Source organism: Stenotrophomonas sp. TWI169, from assembly GCF_039674705.1.
Lineage (GTDB): Bacteria > Pseudomonadota > Gammaproteobacteria > Xanthomonadales > Xanthomonadaceae > Stenotrophomonas > Stenotrophomonas maltophilia_P.
In genome coordinates, this window is record NZ_JBDJOB010000001.1 from 287,487 (window position 1) to 309,305 (window position 21,819).

The 21,819-nt window shown below is 65.3% G+C and carries 21 protein-coding genes; 11 read left to right on the forward strand and 10 right to left on the reverse strand.

All coding sequences use genetic code 11. From position 1 onward, the window contains the following. The first annotated feature begins 82 nt into the window (after window positions 1–82). Window positions 83–1,084: a glycoside hydrolase family 43 protein gene (locus ABE543_RS01200; RefSeq protein WP_346475156.1), complete on the forward strand. Its 1,002-nt coding sequence runs from the start codon at window positions 83–85 to the stop codon at window positions 1,082–1,084. Between the two features lie 131 nt (window positions 1,085–1,215). Here the strand turns inward: ABE543_RS01200 and ABE543_RS01205 are convergent, their stop codons facing one another. Then, window positions 1,216–2,142 (reverse strand): hypothetical protein, encoded by a 927-nt coding sequence (locus tag ABE543_RS01205; RefSeq protein ID WP_346475157.1) that lies wholly within the window; start codon window positions 2,140–2,142, stop codon window positions 1,216–1,218. 192 nt (window positions 2,143–2,334) lie between these two features. Here ABE543_RS01205 and ABE543_RS01210 point away from each other — a divergent pair, with 192 nt between their 5' ends. The 3 genes from ABE543_RS01210 (at window position 2,335) to ABE543_RS01220 (ending at window position 5,131) form a co-directional block, all read left to right on the forward strand. Next, window positions 2,335–2,496 (forward strand): hypothetical protein, encoded by a 162-nt coding sequence (locus ABE543_RS01210; protein WP_195840294.1) that lies wholly within the window; start codon window positions 2,335–2,337, stop codon window positions 2,494–2,496. 78 nt (window positions 2,497–2,574) lie between these two features. Continuing rightward, window positions 2,575–3,276 (forward strand): lasso peptide biosynthesis B2 protein, encoded by a 702-nt coding sequence (locus ABE543_RS01215; RefSeq protein ID WP_346475158.1) that lies wholly within the window; start codon window positions 2,575–2,577, stop codon window positions 3,274–3,276. Between the two features lie 13 nt (window positions 3,277–3,289). Next, window positions 3,290–5,131 (forward strand): asparagine synthase-related protein, encoded by a 1,842-nt coding sequence (locus tag ABE543_RS01220; protein ID WP_346475159.1) that lies wholly within the window; start codon window positions 3,290–3,292, stop codon window positions 5,129–5,131. Here ABE543_RS01220 and ABE543_RS01225 read toward each other — a convergent pair. The 4 genes from ABE543_RS01225 to ABE543_RS01240 are packed head-to-tail and all read right to left on the reverse strand — an operon-like array spanning window position 5,128 to window position 11,035. Beyond that, the gene (locus tag ABE543_RS01225) at window positions 5,128–5,838 is read right to left on the reverse strand and encodes an ABC transporter ATP-binding protein (protein WP_346475160.1); all 711 of its coding nucleotides are present in this window, start codon (window positions 5,836–5,838) and stop codon (window positions 5,128–5,130) included. The genes ABE543_RS01220 and ABE543_RS01225 overlap by 4 nt on opposite strands. A 9-nt stretch (window positions 5,839–5,847) precedes the next feature. Then, window positions 5,848–7,206, reverse strand: a complete 1,359-nt coding sequence (locus ABE543_RS01230; RefSeq protein WP_346475161.1) for an ABC transporter permease subunit — start codon at window positions 7,204–7,206, stop codon at window positions 5,848–5,850. Next, entirely contained in the window at window positions 7,203–8,666 is a 1,464-nt protein-coding gene (locus tag ABE543_RS01235) for a DUF3526 domain-containing protein (protein WP_346475162.1), read from the reverse strand. Before ABE543_RS01235 ends, ABE543_RS01230 begins: the two co-directional genes overlap by 4 nt. Before the next feature lie 5 nt (window positions 8,667–8,671). Next, entirely contained in the window at window positions 8,672–11,035 is a 2,364-nt protein-coding gene (locus tag ABE543_RS01240) for a TonB-dependent receptor (RefSeq protein ID WP_346475163.1), read from the reverse strand. A 138-nt stretch (window positions 11,036–11,173) separates the two neighbouring features. On the opposite strand from ABE543_RS01240, the gene ABE543_RS01245 reads away from it, so the two are divergent. Further along, a complete protein-coding gene (locus ABE543_RS01245) occupies window positions 11,174–12,856 on the forward strand; it encodes an ABC transporter ATP-binding protein (protein WP_346475164.1) in 1,683 nt (560 codons plus the stop codon). A 116-nt stretch (window positions 12,857–12,972) separates the two neighbouring features. Next, window positions 12,973–13,791, forward strand: a complete 819-nt coding sequence (locus ABE543_RS01250; protein WP_346475165.1) for a trypsin-like serine protease — start codon at window positions 12,973–12,975, stop codon at window positions 13,789–13,791. Between the two features lie 12 nt (window positions 13,792–13,803). Here the strand turns inward: ABE543_RS01250 and ABE543_RS01255 are convergent, their stop codons facing one another. The 3 genes from ABE543_RS01255 to ABE543_RS01265 form a co-directional block, all read right to left on the reverse strand. Next, window positions 13,804–14,082: a hypothetical protein gene (locus ABE543_RS01255; RefSeq protein ID WP_053515798.1), complete on the reverse strand. Its 279-nt coding sequence runs from the start codon at window positions 14,080–14,082 to the stop codon at window positions 13,804–13,806. Window positions 14,083–14,269: 187 nt separating this feature from the next. Further along, window positions 14,270–14,626, reverse strand: coding sequence for a hypothetical protein (locus ABE543_RS01260; RefSeq protein WP_197570996.1), 357 nt, complete (start codon window positions 14,624–14,626; stop codon window positions 14,270–14,272). A gap of 469 nt (window positions 14,627–15,095) precedes the next feature. Beyond that, complete coding sequence (locus ABE543_RS01265; protein ID WP_346475166.1) at window positions 15,096–16,091, reverse strand: LysR substrate-binding domain-containing protein; 996 nt, start codon at window positions 16,089–16,091, stop codon at window positions 15,096–15,098. Between ABE543_RS01265 and ABE543_RS01270 the strand changes: the two genes are divergently transcribed. The 5 genes from ABE543_RS01270 to ABE543_RS01290 all read left to right on the forward strand — a co-directional run bounded on the left by ABE543_RS01270 (window position 16,090) and on the right by ABE543_RS01290 (window position 20,838). Next, complete coding sequence (locus ABE543_RS01270) at window positions 16,090–17,118, forward strand: glutathione S-transferase C-terminal domain-containing protein (RefSeq protein WP_263174251.1); 1,029 nt, start codon at window positions 16,090–16,092, stop codon at window positions 17,116–17,118. The two genes, ABE543_RS01265 and ABE543_RS01270, sit on opposite strands and share 2 nt — an antisense overlap. Further along, window positions 17,115–17,741 carry a LysE family translocator gene (locus ABE543_RS01275; RefSeq protein ID WP_346475167.1) on the forward strand — a complete coding sequence of 209 codons (627 nt, stop codon included), beginning with the start codon at window positions 17,115–17,117 and terminating at the stop codon, window positions 17,739–17,741. Before ABE543_RS01270 ends, ABE543_RS01275 begins: the two co-directional genes overlap by 4 nt. A 119-nt stretch (window positions 17,742–17,860) precedes the next feature. Continuing rightward, window positions 17,861–18,499 carry a TetR/AcrR family transcriptional regulator gene (locus tag ABE543_RS01280; RefSeq protein WP_053515927.1) on the forward strand — a complete coding sequence of 213 codons (639 nt, stop codon included), beginning with the start codon at window positions 17,861–17,863 and terminating at the stop codon, window positions 18,497–18,499. 78 nt (window positions 18,500–18,577) lie between these two features. Next, window positions 18,578–19,564, forward strand: coding sequence for an MDR family oxidoreductase (locus ABE543_RS01285; protein WP_065175658.1), 987 nt, complete (start codon window positions 18,578–18,580; stop codon window positions 19,562–19,564). Between the two features lie 176 nt (window positions 19,565–19,740). Next, on the forward strand, window positions 19,741–20,838 hold the full coding sequence (locus ABE543_RS01290; RefSeq protein WP_346475168.1) for a hypothetical protein: 1,098 nt from the start codon (window positions 19,741–19,743) through the stop codon (window positions 20,836–20,838). A 99-nt stretch (window positions 20,839–20,937) separates the two neighbouring features. On the opposite strand, the gene ABE543_RS01295 is transcribed toward ABE543_RS01290, so the two are convergent. After that, window positions 20,938–21,336, reverse strand: a complete 399-nt coding sequence (locus ABE543_RS01295; protein WP_111186954.1) for a hypothetical protein — start codon at window positions 21,334–21,336, stop codon at window positions 20,938–20,940. Further along, a complete protein-coding gene (locus ABE543_RS01300) occupies window positions 21,317–21,712 on the reverse strand; it encodes a hypothetical protein (RefSeq protein WP_346475169.1) in 396 nt (131 codons plus the stop codon). The genes ABE543_RS01295 and ABE543_RS01300 overlap by 20 nt, the downstream gene beginning before the upstream one ends. Window positions 21,713–21,819: the final 107 nt, after the last annotated feature.

Sequence of the window (21,819 nt, forward strand, 5' to 3'; positions counted from 1 at the left end):
GTTGCCTATTGTCTGATTATATGGTTTGGTTGCCGCTCGCTGGCAAGCCTGCCGGCGCAGTTCCAGTCGGGAGGGGAACGCAATGAACGGCACGCTTTCCATGGCGCTTGCAGCGCTGCTTCAGGTATCGACGAACGCGTCCGCCGCAACGCCGGCGGTGGACAATCCGCTGCTGGACTCCGGGCCGGACCCGTGGATCACCCGCGATGGGGACGTGTTCTATTACATGGGCACGCACGGTGATCGCCTCGCCATCCGCGCCACCCGCGACCTTGCGCACCTGGCTGACGCGCGCGAAGTCACGGTGTGGCGTCCGCCGGCAACGGGGGCGAATGCCAAGTCGATCTGGGCGCCGGAACTGCATCGCATTGATGGGCGCTGGTACATCTACTACACGGCGGCAGCGGGCGATGCACCCGAAGGCCAGGAAGACGCCCATCGGGGGGTGTTCGTGCTGGAGAACAGCAATGCCGATCCGACCCGGGGTACATGGACCGATCGCGGACGGCTGGCCACGGCACACCCCGGCATCGACGGCACCACTTTCTTAACCGGCGGCAAGCGCTACTTCGTGTATTCACCCTACGTGGGACCGGACAGCGTGCTGGCCATCGTGGCCATGGCCAACCCCTGGACCCTGCGGGGCAGCGAAACCATCATTGCGCGGCCCGACCAGGCGTGGGAGCGACAGGGCGGGCGGCAGATCCTGGAGGGGCCGGAGTTCCTGCAGGGCCCACGCGGCGATCTGTTCCTGACCTATTCGGGCAGTGCGTGCTGGTCGGATGACTACGCGATTGGACTGCTGCACGCCAAGGCGGGCGCCGATCCGCTGGATGCGAGCGCGTGGCACAAGGCGAAGCAGCCGATCCTTGCCAAGCATCCTGCTGGCAACGTGTACGCGCCGGGGCACAACGGTTTCTTCCAGATGGCCGACGGCGCGTCGTGGATCATCTACCACGCCAACCCGGGGCCGGACATGGGCTGCACCGCCAGGCGCTCGCCGCGCATCCAGCCGGTGCATTGGAGCCAGGACGGCATGCCGCTGCTGGATGCGCCGTACGGGCGCGGAGTCGGGGTGAAGTGATTGCGTCGGCGGTCGAATGCTCTCACGCTTCTTCAGCAGCCTTGTCTGGCGCCAGGGCGGCCGCGCGGCTGTGATGAAACGCCGCCGCAGGGCTGGAGGTGGGAGGTGCCGGATTGTTCCGATGCTTTGCGCTACACCGCCGGCACCGTGATCCTCTGCAGGTCCAGCGTGGCCCGCAGCGCATAGTTCTTGCGGATTACCGGCACGATGCGGGTCAGGCGTGGATCGAAGTAGTCCCTGAACAACGGCGGCCGTGCCGAGCCCAGATAGAACGCACGGTCCTGCTTGACTGCTGCCGGCAACAGCACGTCACTGAAGTCGCTGTCGGAGGCGTCAGTCACCAGGCACGGTACATGGCGGAGCCCAAGCTGGCGCAGCAGGTACAGGCGATGGGAGCCATTGGTCAGGATCAGGCGGTTGCCGATCCGGGTGGCACTGACGAGGTTGTCGCTGAAGCCCAGATAGATGACCAGCGCGTGGCTGGCTGCACCGAAGGGTTCGTAGCCGGCGATGGCGGACGGGTCGATCGTCGCCACGTCCAGAAAGCGCAGGTCGTTGGAGCTGGACGCAAAGGTGTAGCTGCCTTCGGACCGGGACGCGCGGACCGGCGGGTGAGCGTGCCGCCCGTTGCGTGCAACCAGCTCCATGATGTCCTGTGCCGTGGGGGAGGCGGGGAAGGCGGCGGCAAGCTCGCCGACATGGCGCAGGTTGATGCACTCCTGGAAGACCACCAGCCGGTCGATCTCGACCATCTGCCATGCGCGCGGCACGTTGTTCGTCATGCGGTGCATCGACGGTTGGCGTGGCGCGTGGTCGGCCAGCGCCGCCATCTCCGCAGGAAGTGCATGCACCTCGACCGCGTCGGCGTCATTGGCCTCTTCCTTCAGCTGGCGCAGCGCGTCGGCGCGGGCGTTCTTCCATTCCTCCACCAGCATCGCCTCATCGAAGCATCCGGGCGGGCATCGCTCCCTGATGAAGCGGATGAACCTCGGCAGCGGGAACGGTCCTTTGAGCAGAAGGGTGGGCTCAAGGCCATCGTCACTGGTCGGGTCGCTCATCCATTTCCCCTTCGAGAAGGCGTGTCGACGTTGCCGGACAGCGACAGTCGTCACACTGAAATAATATGTTATATCGTAACATTTGCATGCCTTGACGGCAATCGCTTAGCAACACGCGCAGCGATGGTGGCTTGGCTGCTCCGTATCCGTGGCACGACGCCCGGATACATCCACTGACAAGAGGAGATGTTCATGAACGAGCTGATTGAGCTGGGTGTAGTGGCAGGACAGCAGAACCCTGAAGGCCAGGGTGTGGGCGGTGATCTGATCGAGCTGGGCTCGGTGGTTTCGGAAACCAAGGCACACAACCACGGCACCTTGTGGGATGGCGTGTTCCCGACCACCTCGCCCTGATCCACTGCGGCATGCATGACCTGCGGTGCATGCCCTGCGCATGCACCGCTTCTCCGCCTGGACTGAAGAGATCACGTAATGGAACAGCCTGCGGCGCGCTATTTCCTGTCGAAGCAGGCCCATGTCTGTGTCACCGGCGATGCAATGGTGATCCTGGACCAAGCGACGGGAAAATACCTGTCGCTCGACCGCCATCGTGCTGCCAGCCTGGGCGGGCTGGTGCTGGGTTGGCCGTTGCCGGCAGATGGCCGGCGGATGCCGGATCTGTTGCAGTCGCTGCTGCAACGCGGGCTGATCACCGACGATCCGCAGCGAGGCAAAGCCGCGACCAGTGCTTCGATCGCGCTGCCGCGCCACTGGATACGCGACGGTGAACCTCGCGGTTGTCCGCGCATCACCGCACGTGACGTCCGCAGATTCATGGCTGCGTGCATGCGTGCCGGATGCAGCAGGACGTTCCTTCCTTTCAGCCAAACAGTGTCCTCGGCGCGCAGGCGTGCGCAGGCATCACAGCGCACGGACGTAGGCGTGCAGGAGCTGGCCCTGCGCGTCCGGGTGTTCGACTGGCTGCGGCCGTTGGCCTTCAGGAAGACGGACGAGTGCTTTCTCTACTGCCTGGCGATGCGCGAATTCCTGTCCAGGCATGGAATCGTCGCGGACTGGGTGTTCGCGGTCAGGACCCAGCCCTTCGCGGCGCACTGCTGGCTGCAGCACGGCGATCAGGTCCTGACCGATATCCCCTTCAACCTGCGCCGGATGGTTCCCATCCTGGTGCTGTAGAGGCGCCTCACGCATGTATCGATACATCGCCGTGCTCTGGAACACCTCCTGCGACTCCGCAACCGCCCGGGCGCAGCAGGCGATGCAGCGCATCGAGGCCATGCACGCCGGCGTCACCTGCGTGATGAACGACCACGGCGCCGCGATTTATGTCCAAAGTGACAACCCGGGCTACCTGGACTGCAGCCGCTGCGGCTCGCTGGTCGTGCTCGGCGCGCTGTTCGACAGGAATTTCGGCCGGGATACCGTGCCCGCGCGCGTGCCACTGGATGCGGCCGCCGCCGATGCGGCCTGCCGCACGCAGGGAAAAACCCTCGTGCAGCACTACTGGGGCCGCTATGTAGCGTTCGGCTACCAGCCGCAGTCATCGAGCTGGTTCGTCCTGCGTGATCCCACCGCTGAAATTCCCTGTTACATGACGACGGCGGATCAGCTGACGGTGGTCTTCTCCAGCATGGAAGACTGCCTTGCACTGGGCCTGCGCGATTTCAGCATCGACTGGCCCTTCCTGTCCTACTCGCTGCTGTTTCCGTTCCGTGACGGGTTGCAGACCGGCTTCAGGGAGGTCACCGCCATCGAGGCCGGGGAGGCCGTTTCGATCCGCGATGGCGAGCCGGTCAGCCGGCAGTGCCAGTGGGACATCGTGCGCCTGGCCCGCGACGAACCGATCGAAGACCTGCAGGAGGCGGTGCAGCTCGCGCGCTCCACGCTGCTGGGCTGCATCGGTGCCCTGGCCAGCCGGCACCGGCGTATCCAGCTGCAGCTGTCGGGTGGGCTGGATTCCTCCATCATCCTCGCCGGCCTGCTGCACGCACCTTCCATGCCGGAAGTGGACTGTGTCCACCACTATGACGACGGCATCGGTGCCGATGAGCGGATGTTCGCCCGCATGGCGGTGGCCGGTGCCAGTGAGTCGTCGGGCCGGCGCTGCGGGTTCGTCGAGTACCGGCGGCAACCCCACTGCGCGCTGGAAGAGATCATGACCTTCCCGCGGACGGCGCGGCCGGCACATTGCTCGGGCTACCTTCTGCATCGCCGTGATGTCACCTTTGACGCAGATACCGTGCAGTTCACCGGCGTCGGCGGCGACGCGGTCTTCCTGCGCTTCAAGGGCAACGCTGCGGCGATCGACCATGCCTGGCGGCGCGGCATCGACCGCCACTTCTTCCGGGTCGCCTTTGAAACCGCACAGTCGGGCGATTCGCTTTATGGCGTCCTCAAGGATGCGGTGATCCATGGGCTGCTCAGGCGGCCGGCCAGCATCAACGGTCGCTGGGGCAACCCCTGCGAATGGGTGAAGGTCGACGCGACCGAGCAGGACGTCACGCCACCGGCCTGGCTGCGCCATGCGCGCAACGAAGGCCATGAGGTGTCACCGTACAAGCTTGCGCACATCAGCCGGATGGTGTTTCCGACCAGCGTCCTTGATCCGTTCGAGGGCGCGGGTCGCTGGCACGGTGTCTCTCCGATCAGCGCACAACCGCTGGTCGAACTGTTCGCGCGCATGCCGCTGCGTCTGCTCATGGCGGACGCGGAGGACCGGACGATCGCACGGCGTGCCTTGCAGGGGCTGCTGCCGGACGCTCTACTGTCGCGGAAGGTGAAGTCCTACCTCGACGATCATTCGGTCGCGGTCACCCAGGGCCATCAGGCGTTCATCCGCAGCCTGCTTGTCGATGGGCTACTGGCCCGGCGTGGGTACATCGACAGCGCCTCGGCCGACGCTGGCATCCGCCGGGTCGGCCTGGATCATTCGTCGCAGGTGCTCGGCATCTTCGGCCCGCAGGTCAACATCGAAGCCTGGCTCAGGCGCTGGGCAGAGCGGCCCGCAGGGCAGGGAGCCGGAGTCGCCTAGGCGCTCCGGCTCATCTCCTCGAGGTACAGGCTCTCAAGATCGTTGGCGGTGATGGTGGTGGCATCCAATGTCCTGCGCAGCCGCCCGGCCTGCATGAGGCCGATCGTGGTGGCGACCTCGCGGGCGCGGAACAGATCGTGCGTGGCCATCAGGATGGCGGTGCCACGATCACGCTGTCGCACGATCAGGTCATGGAACTCGGCCGACGCAGTGGGGTCGAGGCCGGACGTCGGCTCGTCAAGCAGCAGCACCTTGGCGTCCTTGACGATGGCCAGGGCAATGCCGACCTTCTGCCGCATGCCCTTGGAGTAGAGGCCCACGCGTCGTCCGAAGACATCCGGCGCCAGGCCCGCTGTACTCAGTGCATCCCGCAGCCGGGCGGGTGAGCGGTCGTCCACGCCGGCCAGACGCGCGAAGTAGTCCAGGTTCTCAAGACCGGACAGCTCGTCGTACAGCGCCACGGTCTCGGGGATGTACAGCAGCCTGCGTCGCACCTCCTGCGGGTGCCGGTGCGCGCTGAGTCCATCGACTTCCGCGGATCCGGAGGTAGGGGTGAGGAAGCCCAGAAAGAGCTTGATCGTGGTCGATTTTCCCGCACCGTTGGCTCCGAGCAGGCAGAAGATCTCGCCGGGTCCCACCTCGAAGCTGACATCGTCGAGTGCCCGGTGGGTGCCGTGTTCCTTGACCAGGTTCTTTGCAGAAAGCATGTGGGCTCCTCAAGGGGTCGCCAACCGGCGACGCATCGATCCGGCGGCGATCAGCAGAATCAGGGTGGCGGCGAGCAACGCCGCGAGATCGGCACGCACTCCACGCCGGCCCACGCCGGCCGGCTCCGCGAACCGGAAGCGGGGCAGGGCTTCATATTCGGCAAGTGTCTGCGGCGCGTCGCGATCCAGGTACGCCTTGTGCAGCAACCGACGGGCCTGCCAGAACGCATGGACCTGGTCCTGGAAGGCGAGCGCGCGATCCGCGTCCGAGCCGGCGATGCGGTCCAGCGCGTCCTGTACTGCGACCGCGGGCATCAGCAACCGCACGTTGTCCAGCACCCGGCGGCGTGCATCCTGCGCCCGCTCATGCGATTCGATCAGCGGCGCAAGGTCGAGATCGGTCGCCAGCAGGTCGGCATAGGCCTCGCGCACGTCGTCCGGAATCACCGGTGTCGAAGAACGTACAGCCGTTGAAGCACTGCGGCGATGGAGTGTCTGTTGCCTGGCCGTTGCGGCCAGCCGCGCCTTCACGTCGGTCGCGAGCTGCATCTGTGATGGCGGCGGAACGGCCAGATTCACTGCGGCGAGGGTCAACGACGGGGCCATCACCACGATCAGCAACCACACTCCGCCGGCCGCAATGGCCGCCTCCGTGGTGCGCCGGGCGAAACAGCCGATCAGTACCGCTACCGCCAGCCAGAAGCCGCCATAGGCGAGGATGACCAGCGAGAGCAGGCCGAGGCCGGCAAGGCTCTCCGCACCGGACCACGCCGCCGCGCCGACCAGGATCACTCCCGCAGGCAGCAGCACCACTGCGCCCCGGGCCAGCGCCTTTACCGCAATCAGCCGTCCCGCCGCGACCGGCTGCGACAGTACCAGCGCAGCGATGCCACGCTCGCGCTCGCGGGCCCAGAGGTCATAACTGGCTGCCAGGATGACCAAGGGCAGCAGAAAGACGATGACGAACGCCAGATCGAACCGGCCTGCGGCCCGCGCTGCCGGATTGCCGATGTCGGCCCACACGTTCCTGAAAAGCTGGGTGCGATCGCCCAGCGCCACCACATCGGCCGTATAGGGATAGGCCTCCGCCTGCCCGATCGATACTGACGCCATCGCAGCCGGCGGCAGCACGGGTTGGACGCGCGGCAACACCGAGGGCGCCTTGCCGACGAACACCCGGCTGCGGTCATGGGTGTGCTGCTCTTCGAGCTGGATCACGCCGATGGCGGCGTTACGCTGTTCGACCCACGCCCTGCCATTCCACGCGGCGTAGGCGGCCAGCGCCAGCAGCAGCGTCAGCAGGGTGGGCAGCGCCCGATCGCGCAGCAGCCTGCGCACCTCATGGCCGGCAACTGAAAGACTGCTCATGGGGTCGTCCCCAGGCGCCGGGCCGAGAAGAACACCAGTCCAAGCGCCAGCAGCACCCAGCCCAGCAGAATGGCCAGGTTCGCCGCCTGTGCCGCGGCAGTGCCGGCCAGGCACTGTTGCCCCGGCGTGTAGGCTACGGACCGGGTGAGGGTCGCGATGTCGGCGCGGTGCTTCTCCCCCTGCGGCGCCTTGTGCTGCTTCACTTCCGCATTGAGTGCCTGGATCAGGCGGTAGCGGTAGTCTTCCACGCTCTGCAGGAAGGCCAGGTGCGCCGCGAAATCGGTGCGGGCGAATGCGCGTGACCATGACTGCAGCGCGATGGCCGGAGAAACGAAGGCGAATGCGCGCTGTGTTGCTTGCTGCTGCCGATAGGTCGCATGGATCCGCTCGAAATGGCGGTTGTAGGTGTCCGTCGAGTTCCTCTCTGCGAACTCCAGGGCCACGCCCCGGAAGTTGACGGGAAGCTCTTCCACCGTGTCGACCTGGTAGCGCGCCATCAGCGCGTGTCGCAGGGCGTCCAGCCGCTTGTCCGCAGGGTCATGGCCATCCACACCGTTCTCCGCCTCTTCCGTCACGGCGGCCCTGAACGCCGGCGCGGTGGGCGTGGGATCCAGCGATTCGGCCACCGCTGGCGCCATTCGTGGCACAAGCACGGTGGCCACCACCCAGAACCCCAGCAGCACCACCAGCGAGGTCCGCGCCGAGCTGGACAACGCCGAGACACCGACCGTGAGGGCACAGAACACCAGCAGATAGAGTCCGTAGGCCGCGCACATGGCCAGCAGCGCGGCGATGTCCATCCAGCCGGCGTTCTGTCCCGCCACAGCGGGAACCGTCGCCGCCAGCATGGCAAGCACCAGCAGCAGGGAAGCACTTGCCAGAGCAATCAATCGGCCGATGATCAGCACCGCAGGCGACGCCCCGGTGCCGAGTTCCTGGCGAAGGGTTTCGCGGGCGACGTCACCGGACAGCGTGGCGAAGCCGGCAAGGATGATGAGCAGCGGCGCTACTACCTGCAGCGCCCAGGCGGCAGAGAAACCGTCGAACCGGCTGAGGGCGGTGCCCGCGTCCATCGCGCGATGCCTGGCCGGGTTCTGTGCGTGACCTTCGATGAACACCGAGGTGCCCAGTACATCGGTCAGTCCCGGATCGAGCGCGGCCAGGGGTCGCACCGGTGCGGGAATGGCGCGTCCCACATGCGCCGCGGCATGGGGATCGATCACGCCCTGGCCGTCCCACAGCCGCGCTTCCTCCGCTGCTACGGCCTGGCGCTCCTGCGCCTGCAGGGCCAGGCGCGCGGCACCCGTGGCAACGGATGCGCCCGCAAGCAGCAGCAGGACCAGGGCGAGCCACGGCAGGCGCCGCTCACGCCACATCAAGGTCAGCTGGGTTGCCGCGACACCAGCAGCTTGCCGAAGCGTCGACGCAGGCCGGAAGCGGGCGGGGGAGGGCGGACTCATCCGGCTTACCAGCGATGCGTGAGGGTCACCGACAGGAAGCGCCCCAGCGCGGTCGCATTGGTTGGGTCGTAGCCGGTGTTGATGCTGTTGATGATGAAGGGCGGATCCCGGTCGAGAAGATTCTGCACGTTGAGGGCGAGCGACGTGCCTTCGTGGTCGCCGGCCGGGGCGCCGAAGTGGTACTTGAGGTTCAGGTCGACGGTCGTCCAGGAGCTGACGTGTGGGTGGGCGATGTTGGCCGGATCGCGGTAGCTGTCCACGTAGTTCACGAAGACGCCGCCTGCGGCCTGGCCCCGGTCCAAGGTCAGGCCGCCGCGCAGCTTGAGGTCGACCGGGTAGTAGACCGCGTTGACCGCGTCCAGCTCGGGCGATGTGCTGGTCACGCGCCGCGTCGATTCGAGGATGTACTGCCCGGCCAGGTTCATCGCGATCCGCGTCTGGCCCACATCGACGCGATAGGACGCGTTGAGATCGACGCCGCGCTGCGAGGTGAAGGCGTTGTTGCGGAAGCGGTTGTCCAGGATCACCTGGCTGCTGGTCTCGTCCAGGCCGGCAGGGAGTGCATACGGCCCCACACGTGAGACGAACAGCCCCAGGCCCGACACGCCCAGTTCGCGCGCCTGCTGGATCTGCTGCTGCGATGGATCGACGGTCAGGATGTCCGCGTAGGGGGCCGTGGACTGCAGGAACAGGGACGGGAAGCTGCCGCCGAAGCCGCTGCCGATCCGGTCCGCATAGTCGATGTGATAGTAGTTGGCATCAACCGTGAGGCCGGGAACGGAGGGCGGCGCGAACGAGAACCCGCCGGTCCAGGTTTTCGCACGCTCGGGGCCGAGATCGGGATTGCCGTTGGAGAGCATCATCAGGACGGTGCTGCCGTTGGCCGCGTTCGGGTTCGGCACGTTCGCCACGACCACGGTGTTGTTCAGCTGCATGTCCTGGTAGACCGGCGCGCGGTAGGAGCGGCCGTAGCTGGTACGGAACGAGAGTCCCTCGGCGGCTTCCCACAGCAGGCCCAGCTTGGGATTCAGGGTGGAGCCGAAGTCGCTGTAGTCGTCGTAGCGGGCCGCCGCGGTCAGCGACAGGCTGCGAACGCCGGGCATCTCCTTGAGCAGCGGGATGTTGAGTTCGGCAAAGGCGGACCTGATCGTGCGCTGCAGATCGAGCGGCTTTTCCAGCCCACGGTGATCGAGCAGCTCATAGCCATCGCGGCGGTAACCGACGCCGACCGCTGCGCGTACCGGGCCGGCGGGCAGGCTGAGCACCTCGCCGTCGGCCACCACGTCCAGGTAGCGCGATTCAGAGTTCGTATCCGTCGGTGGCGCCGTGCTGACGGTGCTGCCGGTAATGGTCGTGCGCTCGTAGGACACCTCGTTCCTGCCGAATCCAGCGTCCAGGCGCGCCTGCCACTGGCGCGGGAGCTCCAGGGTCAGGCCTGCGAACACATCGAACTGCTGCGTGTGCGGGAACAACCGGGTTTCGTCGGCCGTGCCGGAGATGGTGGTGTCCATCTCGCGCTTGGCGAACGAGCCGGTGAGATTCAGCGTCAGCACATCGCTGAGCTCCTGCACGCCATCGACATACAGGCTGTGCCGCTTCGATCCGGGATAGAGATCGTAGGGACTGACCGTGACGTTCCGGGAGAAATCCTTGTCGGCGGCGGGCAGGTTGCCCTGCTTCAGGAACTCGTAACTTGCCAGCACACGGCCGCGGTCCCACGCCCACCCCGCGGACTGCGACACCTGGTACTCGTCCATGTTGCCGGTGGTGACCGTGCCGTACCGCAGCGACGACTCATAGCCGGTGAAGTCCTGGCGCAGGATGATGTTGACGACGCCACCGACGGCATCGGTGCCGTAGATGGCAGAGGCACCATCGGTGAGGATCTCCACGCGTTCGACCGCACTGAGTGGAATCAGCGATACATCGACATACTGGTAGCGGTTCGATGAGGTCACGCGATGGCCGTTGACCAGGGTCAGCGTAGTGCCCGTACCCAGGCCACGCAGGTTGATCGCGGTGCCCTGGCCGAAGTTGTTGCCGGTATCACGGTCAACACCGAGATTGGCCACATTGGCACCATTGGCGCCGCCACCGAAGTTCTGCGGCAGCTTCTCGAACAGCTGCTGCAGGGAGGCCACGCCAGTGCGGTCGATGGCCTCCCGGTCGATCACGATGACCGGCGACGCCCCACCGCCGACGGCATCGCGGATGTTGCTGCCAATGACCAGCACCTTGTCCAGGGTGGCCGTGGGTGCATCGTCGTCGGTGCCCGCGTTCTGTGCTTGGGCCTGCGCTCCGATCTGCAGCGCGGCAGCGATGCTCGCGGCCAGCAACGCGCGCCTACCGCCCATGAATACCTGTTCCATTCCCCGGTCCATCACTCTCATCCGATATCGGCCTGCAGCACGGTCACGTGCATTTGAGGGCGATGTTATATCATATCATTCAACTGTACAGGGACTGCGTTGCCCTGTGGACCGCCGAGACGCCGGGGACCGAGAGTGATGAAGCCGTTCGCTGTGCCCGCGCCTGTCAGCGAAATACTGACGGCCTACTGGAAAGCCGATCGCACGCTGCTGCTGCTCATTGCCGCCACCGTGCTGCTCTCCAGTCTGGCCACCGTTGCCGCGCCCTATCTGTTCTCGCGATTGATCGACCGCCTCCCCGAGCAGGGCGCAGCGGTCCTGGCCGGGTGGTTCGTTCTCTACGCGGTGCTGCTCGGGGTGGGCAGCGTGCTGCAGAACACGGTGCAGTACCTGTCATTCCTCAGCGGCGAGAATCTGGGCTTCATCACCAGTACCCGCTACTTCGCGCGCCTGCTGAAGAAGACCAACAGCTTCTTCGTGGAATACAACGCAGCGGAACTGCAGGTGGCCGGCGAAAAGGGGCGGGCGGCGCTCAAGATCGTCGTGCAGCTGGGCCTGGTGGCCTTCATTCCCAGTGCCCTGCAGATCGTGTTGACCCTGGTCACCCTGGGCGCGCTGATCAACATGCGGATCGTCGCCATCGTGCTGGGCTACGGCACGGTGGCCGTAGCGCTATCTGCCCTCGCTACCCGACGTGCACGCATCCACCGCGAAGCGGCCGTCGAGGCCGGCCAGCAGAACGCCCGCTTCGTCGGCAATGCCATGAATGCCATGGAAACGCTCAGGCAATTCGGCGGCAGCGGCTGGATGGTGCAGCGCTTCGAGCAGAAGGCGCAGAGTGTGCGCGACAGCTGGCGTGCCTACGTGCTGCAGCGCGTAGGCTTCGTCGCCCTGCTGGGCATCGGCCTGGCCATCGAGTTCATCGTCACCTTCAGCCTGCTGCTCCCGGGCTACCAGAACGGGCAGCTGAGCGTGGGCGACATCGTCCTGTTCAATCTGCTGCTGCTCCAGCTCAACCTGCCGCTGGAGATGATCGCGCGCTCCATCGACGACGTCGCGCGCTCGTGGAGCATGCTGGCGCCGCTCTCTACCCTGTGGGCCGCGCCCGAGGAACCGCAGGTGGCCCATGCCGAACGGTTCTCCGCCCGCAGCGGCCTGCTCCAGTTCGACGCAGTGAGCCATCGCTATGACAACGGTCGCGGCGTCACCGATGCGACCTTCCACGCCGGACGCGGCGGCATCACCTTCCTGATGGGAGAGACCGGTACCGGCAAGTCGACACTGTTCAAGCTGGCGCTGAAATCCATCGAGCCCCAGCACGGCCGGATACGGGTGGACGGTACCGACCTGGCCCGAATTGATCGCGCGACGTGGCACGCGGCCGTCGCGGTCGTTCCGCAGGACGTGATGCTGCTCAACGAGAGCGTGGCCGATAACATCCTGCTGGGGCGCCCGCGCGATGACGAGCGGCTGCGGCACGCCGCACGCAAGGCTGCCATCCTCGCCTTGATCGAGGCACTGCCCGAGCGCTTCGAGACCACGGTCGGGGAGCGTGGCCTGAAGCTCTCCGGCGGCGAGCGGCAGCGCATCGCCATCGCACGCGCACTGTATGGCGAGCCGGCGATCCTGTTGCTGGACGAAGCGAGCTCGGCCCTGGATGAGGCCACCGAACGCGAGATCATGGGTCATATTCGGGCGCTGGCCAGCGAGGTGACCGTGCTGGCCATCACCCATCGGCGCAGTGTCGTCACCGACGCCGATCGGGTGGTGGAGCTGGGCGGGGCGCAGATCGAATCCCTTGGCAGGCCAGCGCAGCCCTGATTCCGCGCCCGCTTTGCCGGCCTTCGTCGGCCGGCGCGGGCTCTGGTCGCATGCCGCTCACCAGGCAGGTGCATTTCGGCTAGCGTGGGCACTTGAACACGGGGATGCAGAAATACATGAAACGTTGGCTCTTCCTGATGCTTGTAACGGTCCCGTTTGCTGCCGGGGCCATCGTCATCCGTGACGACGTGGACGATGCCCGTTACCGCATCGATGGATCTGCCTTCCCGGCCCTGGCCGACCTGCCGGGAGAGGGGCACGGCGTACTGATCGCTCCGCGCTGGGTGGTCACCGCCGCGCACGCGGCACCGATGGACGGCATGGGTGCCGAAGTCACCGTCGGTGGGCGCAACTACGCCGTCGCGCGTGTGTATCTGCACCCCGGCTTCAGGCCGATGCCGGCCGCGCTGGGCGAAGAGGCCCTGGCAACAGGCAGTGCAGGGAAGATCCACGCGTTCCTGGCGGCATCGGATGACATCGCACTGATCCGGCTGGCAACGCCCGTTGCCGATGTCGAGCCCGTCGCCCTCTATCGGGGCGCGGGCGAGGTTGCGCAGGTGGCCACCTTGATAGGGAAGGGCGCCAGCGGGAATGGCGCCGAGGGGTTGATCCCCGGAGGGTCGCATCGCACCGCTCTGCGGCGTGCGTTCAACGCCATCACCGGCGGCAACGACCGCTATCTCTGGTACCGCTTCGATCCGCCGCCGCGTGGCCTGCCGCTTGAAGGCGTGCTCGGCAACGGCGACAGCGGTGGCCCGCTGGTCATCAATGTGCAGGACCACTGGCAGCTGGTCGGCCTGGGTTCCTGGATCACCGCCGTTCCCGAGCACGCCCTTGAGGCCGGCTTCTATGGCCAGGTGGTGTTCAACGTGCGCATCTCACGCTACGCCGGCTGGATCGACCGGGTCATGTCCGGGGACGACGCCGGTCGATAGCGGTCGCCGGGTTCAACCCGGCAGCTCGCACTTCATCTTTCCGTCCACGTAGTACGGCTTGGGCACGTTGGGGTTGTCGCTGGTCTTCTCGAAGACCACCTCGAACGAGTCGGTATCCGGCGAGCCCTTGCGATCGGTGCAGGCGTCCTGCAGCTTCTTCTTGACCGCAGCAATGCCGGCATCGCGGTTGGCGCCTTCGGCGCTGTTGGTCAGGTTCACGGTTTCGGCCGAGGCCAGCGGACTCAGGGCCAGCAGGCAGCCGGTAATCAGCACGGTGTGGAGCTTGGTCATGGACTCGCCTCGTGAAGGTTCAGGGGCTTCGAGGATAGTGCGCGGCTGTTAACGGTGCGTGGTTGGGTGTGATGCGTCACGTTAGTAAGTGCCGCCCGCCGGTCAGGGCGGGCCCACATCTACGGACGCTGCGGTCAACGGGAGTGGCTGTGTGTCCCGCGAGCGCCAGCGCCCGCGGGACGAGGCATCAGCCTTCCGGCAACAGGCGTTCACTGGCGTGTGCGGTCAGCCCAAGGCCGGCCATGACCAGCCCTTCCAGCACACGGTCGCCGACGTACTGGTCAGGCTCTCCATTCTTGCGGGCGCGCTCTGCGGCAAGCAGAATTTCCATCACCACGCGCAGGCCATTGAGAGAACAGTCGGCGTCGGACAGTGCCATGCGTCGCCCTGGCGGAAGATGGCCTTCCGGCCAGGGCCGGCCGTTGGACGCGGCACCTGCGCCGATGCTGTGCAGCAGTGAAACAAAGGCGTTGGGATCCGGTGTGGGCTCGTTGGCGGGATGCAGGCGGATCGGGTGCGGAGAAGGGGGGGAGGCGTTGGTCATGGCAGGGCTCCGAACAGATAAACGGAAGCCGCCACCGATGAAGGTGGCGGACGGTGCGAGGTTCGAAACCCGGTCTACGCTAAACCGGCAGGCACAAGGCCTCCGCGCACCGCCCGCCATAGCCGGCCGACGGATTGCCAGCCGGCACCACCTGATGGGTGATGCCGGCTGGCAAGCCTGTACTTCAGCGTAGAACCGGGGTTTCGAAGCCCGGCCAGCCGTTTTCGGTGGCGCGCCAAGAATTACTCCCGGTCATGCGGGAAGCCAAGGGCTTGGGGCTGATGCCGACAACGCCCTCGACGCTTTCGGCATTGTTGCATAGCTGGCCGGGGCAGGGAGGCGCCCATCGTGCAAGGGTTTGGCCTGATTTCAGGCGTGGGCTGTCGTGGTGGTGATGGCTCGAGTCCCGGAGCCTGGAATTCAGGGCAATCACGACACGCGGCAGAAGGGATCTGAAGGTGCTGGGCACTCAGATCACCGTATCGCTAAACGCCGCCTGTTCTTTCAGCCATGCGATCACCGTCGATGCGCCGCTGCGCACATCGCGGTGCAGTGGAAGCGCAATCCAGTAGGCCGGGCCGAGCACTACAGCGGCATCTCTGAATGGCCTTACCAGCGCGCCCGAGGCGATGTCATCGAATGCAAAGCGATGGCGCGCCAGCGCGACGCCCTGGCCCTGCACAGCAGCCCGAAGCACGAGGTCTGACGATGAGAAGCGCGGGCCGGCAGTCACATCCATCGAGGCCGGACCGTACAGCTGCCGCCATGCCTCCCACGATGCATGTGGATCACGATCATGCACCAGCCGCGTCCCGAGCAGGTCGGCCGGCTGCGCCGGTTGGCCGGAAGCTTCGAACAGCGCCGGGCTCATGACCGGATACAGGACTTCGTCCATCAGCGGCTCGCACCTGGCATCGGGCCAGGGCCCACGGCCCATGCGTATGGCCAGGTCGATGTCGCCGGTCTGCAGGTTGTCGATCTTCTGGTCTACAACCACCGACACCTCAAGATGAGGATGCGCCTGCTCGAGTCGCGGAAGGCGCGGAAGCAGCCAGCGTGCCGCAAATGAAGGTGTGGTCGATACGGTCACCGATCGCCCGGAGCGTGCTTCCTGCACTGCGGTGATTGCGCGCTCGATATCGCGGAAGCTCGACAGCGTGGCTCGGCCCAATGCCTCGCCTTGCGGTGTAAATGTGATTCCTCGCCGGCCTGCAGCGTCGCCGACCAGCCGTACACCCAGCCAGAGCTCCAGCTCCGCGAGATGGCGGCTCACCGACGAGTGGACGATGCCGAGCTCGCGCGCGGCCGAGCGAATCCCGCCGTGGGCATACACGGTGGCGAACGCCCGAAGTCCGTTGAGGGGCATCTTCATGGTGGACTCAATAATAGACCAGAAGCGGCGTTCCTTGGACCAGCTTGCCATCACACGATGTTGCATCGAGTCCAGATCGGAGAGGATGAACATGGGAATGCTGGTCGATGGCCGCTGGGTCGATGCCGATTCGACAATGATCGATGGTCGCTTTGTGAGACCGGAAAGCATGTTCCGGCAGGGTCTGGATGGCATTGCGGGCCGACTGCGTGCACAACCGGGTCGCTACTGGCTCATTGCGTCGTCCAGTTGTCCGTGGTCGCATCGCACCCTGCTGCTGCGTGCCCTCAAGCGCCTGGAGCATGCAGTGCCGGTGCAGATCGCGGGTGGTGAGCGAAGGCAGGGCTACGCGGTGGCCGGCGGTGCCTCCTGGGTCGTCCCGGGATGCGGCTCGCGGGTCCGGCACCTGCACGAGATTTACCGTCTGTCGGCACCCCGTTACACCGGCCGGGCAACAGTGCCGGTGCTGTGGGACAGTCAGGCCTGCAGGATCGTCAGCAATGAGTCGTCGCACATCATGCGCGCGTTCGATGCGGCCGATGCGAACGTCGCGGGGGCGTTCACGCTCGTCCCGCCCGCCTTCCGCGGCCGGATCGATGCCCTCAACGCCGCGCTTCAGGCCGGGCTGTTCAATGCCGTCTATCGCGCCGGTTTCGCGCAACGGCAGGACGCCTACGAAGAAGCTGTCGAGAGTGTGTTCGCCATGCTGGATCAGTTGGAGCGGCGTCTTGCGAATGCACGCTATCTGTTTGGCCTGATCATCACCGAGACGGACTGGCGCCTGTTCCCGACATTGGTCCGGTTCGACGCCGTCTATCACGGCCACTTCAAATGTGCACGTCGGCGACTGATCGACTACCCGCACCTGTGGGCCTACGCGCGAGACCTGTACTCCTGGCGCGGTGTCGCCGCTACGGTCGATCTCGATGTGATCCGCAACGGGTATTACTGGCACGATCGAAGCGTCAACCCGTTCGGCATCATTGCCGCCGCACCCGATGCGGACTGGTCGGCTGCGCACGGTCGCGAGCGCTTCGGACCGGCGCGGGTGACGCTTGCCTCCGGGCAAGCGATTGAGGTCGATCCCATGACGCTTCAGCGCGGAGAGGCGGTGCGATGAGCGCTCTCCTGATCGGCGCAGGTGTCATCGCCGTTGCCACCATCACGCCAGGTCCCAACAACCTGCTGGTCATGCGCATCGCCGCGCGAACCGGATTCGTGAGCGCGCTGCCAGCGATCGCCGCCATCGTTGCCGGAGGATTGGGCATGTGGGCGCTGGTGGCGGCCGGAGCAAGCACCGCATTCCAAACCGTGCCGCACCTGTACGCCCTGATGACCCTTGCTGGCGGGGCGTACCTGTGCTGGATGGGCGCCCGCCTGGTCCTGGAAACACTCCGGCCACCTGAGAAGCACGTGCCCACGCCGACCAGTGTCCGGCACGGCAGCGTGGTGGCGCTGTTCTGCTTTCAGTTCGTCAATCCCAAAAGCTGGGTGCTGGTGCTGACGGTGACTGCCGTCGTCGGCAATGGCGCCGAGCCCCTGCGGACCTCCCTTGTGCTGGCGGCAGCGTTTACGGTGATCTCCGCACTTTGTCTCGCTCTCTGGTGCGCGATGGGCGTTTCAATGATGCGCCATCTGGACACAACCGCGGCACGCAACTGGATTGACAGGGTGATGGGCGCGCTGCTGTTCGCATCAGCACTGTTGCTCGTGCTCGCTCCGGCCGACATGCCGAACGCATGATCCCAATCATGATCGGCAGGGTGCTGGTTCCAGCTCTGAGAATGGCGAAGCCTGGCAGCTCTGGAGGGTTCAGACCTGCCCGTTTGAATTTAGAAAACGGTCGGTCTAAAATGTGCGGCATGACTCCTGCTGTCACTACGACTACGCGCCGCCGGGGGCGCCCGCCGAGGGCGGATCGCGGCTTTGATGACACCCGGCGCGAGCTGGTGCGCACTGGGATCGCGTTGTTGACGGAGCGAAGCTTCTCTGCAACGGGCATCGACGCAATCGTCAGGCAGCTGGGTGTCCCCAAGGGGTCGTTCTACCACTACTTCGACAGCAAAGAGGCCTACGGCTTGGCTGTGCTCGAGGCCTACGACGAGTATTTCTGCCGCAAGCTCGACCGGCATCTGCTGGACGAAGAACGCGATCCGCTTGAGCGGATCCTGGGATTTGTCGCCGACGCCTGCAGTGGCCTGGAACGATTCGACTTCCGGCGAGGCTGCCTGGTCGGCAACCTTGGCCAGGAGATCTCGACATTGCCGCAGGCCTACCGTGCCCGATTGATCGAGGTGTTCAACGGATGGGAATCCCGGCTGGCCGCGTGCCTTGAACTGGCCCGGGGGCGCGCTGAGCTCTCGTCCGATGCGCGCTGCTCCGAGATCGCCACCGCCTTCTGGATCGGATGGGAGGGAGCTGTCCAACGAGCACGGCTTGAGCGCAGCGCTGCGCCGCTCACGATCTTCGCCAATGCGTTCCTGGCGGGCTTGCCCCGCTGAGTCCATGTTCCTTTGCCGGCTTGTAGCCGATCAGTCTAAATCACGCAGCAACCTTGCCGCTGCCCCAGGAGGAAGGCCATGTTCAACGCCGTATACATAGACAAGACGGGAAACGAATTGCAGGTCGACGTCAGGCAGGTGCCTGAATCGGCCCTGCCGGAGGGCGACGTCACCGTCCAGGTTTCGCACAGCACACTGAACTACAAGGACGCGATGGCAATCACCGGCCAGGGCGGTGCGGTGGTGCGGTCCTTTCCGATGGTGCCCGGCATCGACCTGGCCGGCACTGTGCTCGAGTCGGCGGACCGGCGCTATCAACCGGGCGACCAGGTGGTTCTCAATGGTTGGGGCGTGGGTGAGCGGCACTGGGGAGGGCTTTCGCAGCTGGCACGCGTCAACGCCGACTGGCTGATCCCGCTTCCAAAGGGCATGCAACCCGAGCAAGCCATGGCCATCGGAACGGCCGGCTATACCGCCATGCTGAGTCTGATCGCGCTGGAGCGCCATGGCCTTTCTCCGGATGCCGGTGAAGTGCTGGTTACCGGAGCGAGCGGAGGCGTAGGCAGCTTCGCTGTGACATTGCTGGCCGATCGTGGCTACAACGTCGTGGCGTCCACCGGACGGCTGGACGAGACCGACTACCTGAAGTCCCTGGGTGCCAGCGAGGTTATTGATCGCAATGTGCTGTCCCAGCCAGGCAAGCCACTTCAGCGGGAGCGGTGGAGTGCCGCCATTGACTCGGTGGGCAGCCACACACTTGCAAATGTGTGTGCCGCCATCAAGGAAGATGGCGCCGTGGCCGCGTGCGGGCTGGCTCAGGGCATGGACTTTCCTGCCACGGTGGCGCCCTTCATCCTGCGCGGCGTGAGCCTGCTGGGAATCAACAGCGTCACGCGGCCCACCGCAGAGCGGCTCGTGGCGTGGGAACGGCTTGCCAAGGACCTGGATATGGCCAAGCTCGACGCCATCTCCCAGCATATCGGCCTGGGAGAGGTTGTAGCCACTGCCGAAGCCCTGATGGCAGGACGCATCCGCGGACGCGTCGTGGTCAACGTCAATCGTTGACGTGAGGATCGTTGCCGCTGCCTGATGATGGCGTGGCGCCGCTGGCCGGGGGCTCTGTCATTTCCTGAAGGCGCGGGCCTGCACCGCGCCGACCATCGACCAACGCCTTCTTCACTGCCCGCGACATTACACTTGCGCGCTTTCACATGCGGAACAGGGAGGCAAGTAGCCCCATCGTGAGAGCCATTTCCTCTATTGCCGCTGCCGTGCTCGTCAGCGCTTCGCTGACAGCGGAGGCATCGGAACGCGATCAAAACGGCGGCACTTACTTCGAGCCGGGCGGCGCGGTAAGGTTCAACTACGGCTGGCTCGACTACGGCGCAACCAGCCGCCTCCAGCTTGAACTGCTGCGTGCAGACCTCGACGCTGGGACCGGGCCGTTCTCCTTCTCTGCCCAATACCGCTGGTACGATGGTTTCGACGCTGTGCATCACGCCTACGCGGGCTGGCAGTTCTCCGATGCTACCCAGCTGAAGGGAGGTATCCAGCAAGTCCCATTCGGGCTGCTCCCTAGCGTTTCGCAGAGTTTCTGGTTCGGCTCCGGCTACTACCTGGGCATCGAGGATGATTACGATCCGGGCCTTGTAGTGATTCACCGCAGCGGCAGCACAACCTGGCATCTGGGCTGGTTCTCCGGAGACGAATACGGATCGGGTGCTCGCTACGATCGCTACTCCTTCGATGTCGCGCAGACCGAGGCGTTGCCGTATCGCGAGCGGCAACGGCTGCATGCACGCGTGGAGAATGCGCGCGACTGGGCTGGCGGGGGCCTGCTGCTGGGCGCATCCGCGTTCGCCGGCAAAGTGCAGAACACACAGACACGACGCCATTACGGTCACCAGGGTGCAGCTCTGCATGCACAGTGGACGCGCGATGGCTGGACCGCGCAGTTGCAGTGGGCGCGGTACCGGTATGACGTGCCCGGAGATCGCATCGCGATGTCGGCGTTCCAATCCCCCTTCCAGGTTGCAGCGCAGGCGGATGTGCCAAGCGCCAACATCGCCTATTCGTTCGGCCAGAAGGGCTGGCTGGATGACATCACCTGCTATAACAACCTCAGCATGACCCGCCCGGTCGGGCACCGCGCGGGCCTACGCAACTCGTGGCAGAACGTGACCGGTTGCAGCCTGCAGAAGGGCGTCATGCTCACCTATGTCGATTGGATCGCCGGACGCAACATGTGGTTTGCCGGCGGCGACGGTATCGGCATCAGCGAGGGAGGCCCTTCGCGCTGGCATTCTCGGTTGAATCTGAACCTCGGTTTCTACTTCTGATCGGCCTCGCGCGCTCAGCAGGCCCTTCAATTGAAGAACTCGGAGGCATGCTGTCAGGAGCGCTGAGGCGCCGCAGGTACAGCGCCCAACGAAGGCGGCTCAGGGCGTCTCGTTTGATTGAGACAGCAGATTCCTCGCCACTTCTATTGCCTTCTCGCGTGAGGTGACAATGTGGAGAGGGTAGCCCCAGAACTTGGAAAAGGGTACCGAGAACGCCTTGTAGGCGACGCGCTTGGCCGGATTGGGCTCGACCAGGACCATCGCCAGAACCAGCCTGCGAAGCTCGGCCTTGTGCTGCTTCATCCACAGCGCCATGCGTTTCTTCTCCGCTGGCGAGTGGTCATGCTCCTCCGATGGCGCCGTATCAGTGAGAAGTACGAAGGGCTCCCCCCGGCGCAGATTTTCCTCAAATGCGTCGAAGTCATCCTGATGTTCGTGTTCGGGGCCTTGCGCGAGGTCCATCCAGACCAGGGGAAAATCACTGCTGTTCATCGACATGGGCGGCTTCCTTGAGTTTGATGTGTCGCCAGGTGGTCGCTGCAGCGAACAGGCCCGGCAGCGTGATGAAGAGGATTGCGGAAAAGGTGACGTGCCAACCGTCCCTGAAACCGTCGAAGACGCCGCCGAGCGTATTCAGCAGCACAAGTGCGCTCCCCAGTATCAGCGCAATCCACCAGGATCTTCGGGTATTTGACAGTGCGAGAAGCACTGTCACTATCCAGCACCCGTAATAGGCGGGAAATGCCCAGAGCGCATCGTGATCAAACGTGATCGCCGGTGCCGCTCCTTTGGCCCTGGCGAAGTCGTTGACGTAGAAGAACAGCTGGAAGGTGACAAAGAGAATGGCGCCAGCGGCAGTTGTCAGCCACAGCAATGCAACTCTGTCTGGAACACTTCCGGGCCGGGGTGGGGCGGTGGGCGAGGAGGGCTGAGTGGGCATGGCGGATTGTTCTCTGATGAGCCTCTATGGATCTTGTCGGG

Bases quoted from the DNA above. Each gene is read 5' to 3' on its own strand.
- ABE543_RS01200 (WP_346475156.1), top strand. From the start codon at position 83: ATGAACGGCACGCTTTCCATGGCGCTTGCAGCGCTGCTTCAGGTATCG.
- ABE543_RS01205 (WP_346475157.1), bottom strand. From the start codon at position 2,142: ATGAGCGACCCGACCAGTGACGATGGCCTTGAGCCCACCCTTCTGCTC.
- ABE543_RS01210 (WP_195840294.1), top strand. From the start codon at position 2,335: ATGAACGAGCTGATTGAGCTGGGTGTAGTGGCAGGACAGCAGAACCCT.
- ABE543_RS01215 (WP_346475158.1), top strand. From the start codon at position 2,575: ATGGAACAGCCTGCGGCGCGCTATTTCCTGTCGAAGCAGGCCCATGTC.
- ABE543_RS01220 (WP_346475159.1), top strand. From the start codon at position 3,290: ATGTATCGATACATCGCCGTGCTCTGGAACACCTCCTGCGACTCCGCA.
- ABE543_RS01225 (WP_346475160.1), bottom strand. From the start codon at position 5,838: ATGCTTTCTGCAAAGAACCTGGTCAAGGAACACGGCACCCACCGGGCA.
- ABE543_RS01230 (WP_346475161.1), bottom strand. From the start codon at position 7,206: ATGAGCAGTCTTTCAGTTGCCGGCCATGAGGTGCGCAGGCTGCTGCGC.
- ABE543_RS01235 (WP_346475162.1), bottom strand. From the start codon at position 8,666: ATGAGTCCGCCCTCCCCCGCCCGCTTCCGGCCTGCGTCGACGCTTCGG.
- ABE543_RS01240 (WP_346475163.1), bottom strand. From the start codon at position 11,035: ATGGAACAGGTATTCATGGGCGGTAGGCGCGCGTTGCTGGCCGCGAGC.
- ABE543_RS01245 (WP_346475164.1), top strand. From the start codon at position 11,174: ATGAAGCCGTTCGCTGTGCCCGCGCCTGTCAGCGAAATACTGACGGCC.
- ABE543_RS01250 (WP_346475165.1), top strand. From the start codon at position 12,973: ATGAAACGTTGGCTCTTCCTGATGCTTGTAACGGTCCCGTTTGCTGCC.
- ABE543_RS01255 (WP_053515798.1), bottom strand. From the start codon at position 14,082: ATGACCAAGCTCCACACCGTGCTGATTACCGGCTGCCTGCTGGCCCTG.
- ABE543_RS01260 (WP_197570996.1), bottom strand. From the start codon at position 14,626: ATGACCAACGCCTCCCCCCCTTCTCCGCACCCGATCCGCCTGCATCCC.
- ABE543_RS01270 (WP_263174251.1), top strand. From the start codon at position 16,090: ATGGGAATGCTGGTCGATGGCCGCTGGGTCGATGCCGATTCGACAATG.
- ABE543_RS01265 (WP_346475166.1), bottom strand. From the start codon at position 16,091: ATGTTCATCCTCTCCGATCTGGACTCGATGCAACATCGTGTGATGGCA.
- ABE543_RS01275 (WP_346475167.1), top strand. From the start codon at position 17,115: ATGAGCGCTCTCCTGATCGGCGCAGGTGTCATCGCCGTTGCCACCATC.
- ABE543_RS01280 (WP_053515927.1), top strand. From the start codon at position 17,861: ATGACTCCTGCTGTCACTACGACTACGCGCCGCCGGGGGCGCCCGCCG.
- ABE543_RS01285 (WP_065175658.1), top strand. From the start codon at position 18,578: ATGTTCAACGCCGTATACATAGACAAGACGGGAAACGAATTGCAGGTC.
- ABE543_RS01295 (WP_111186954.1), bottom strand. From the start codon at position 21,336: ATGTCGATGAACAGCAGTGATTTTCCCCTGGTCTGGATGGACCTCGCG.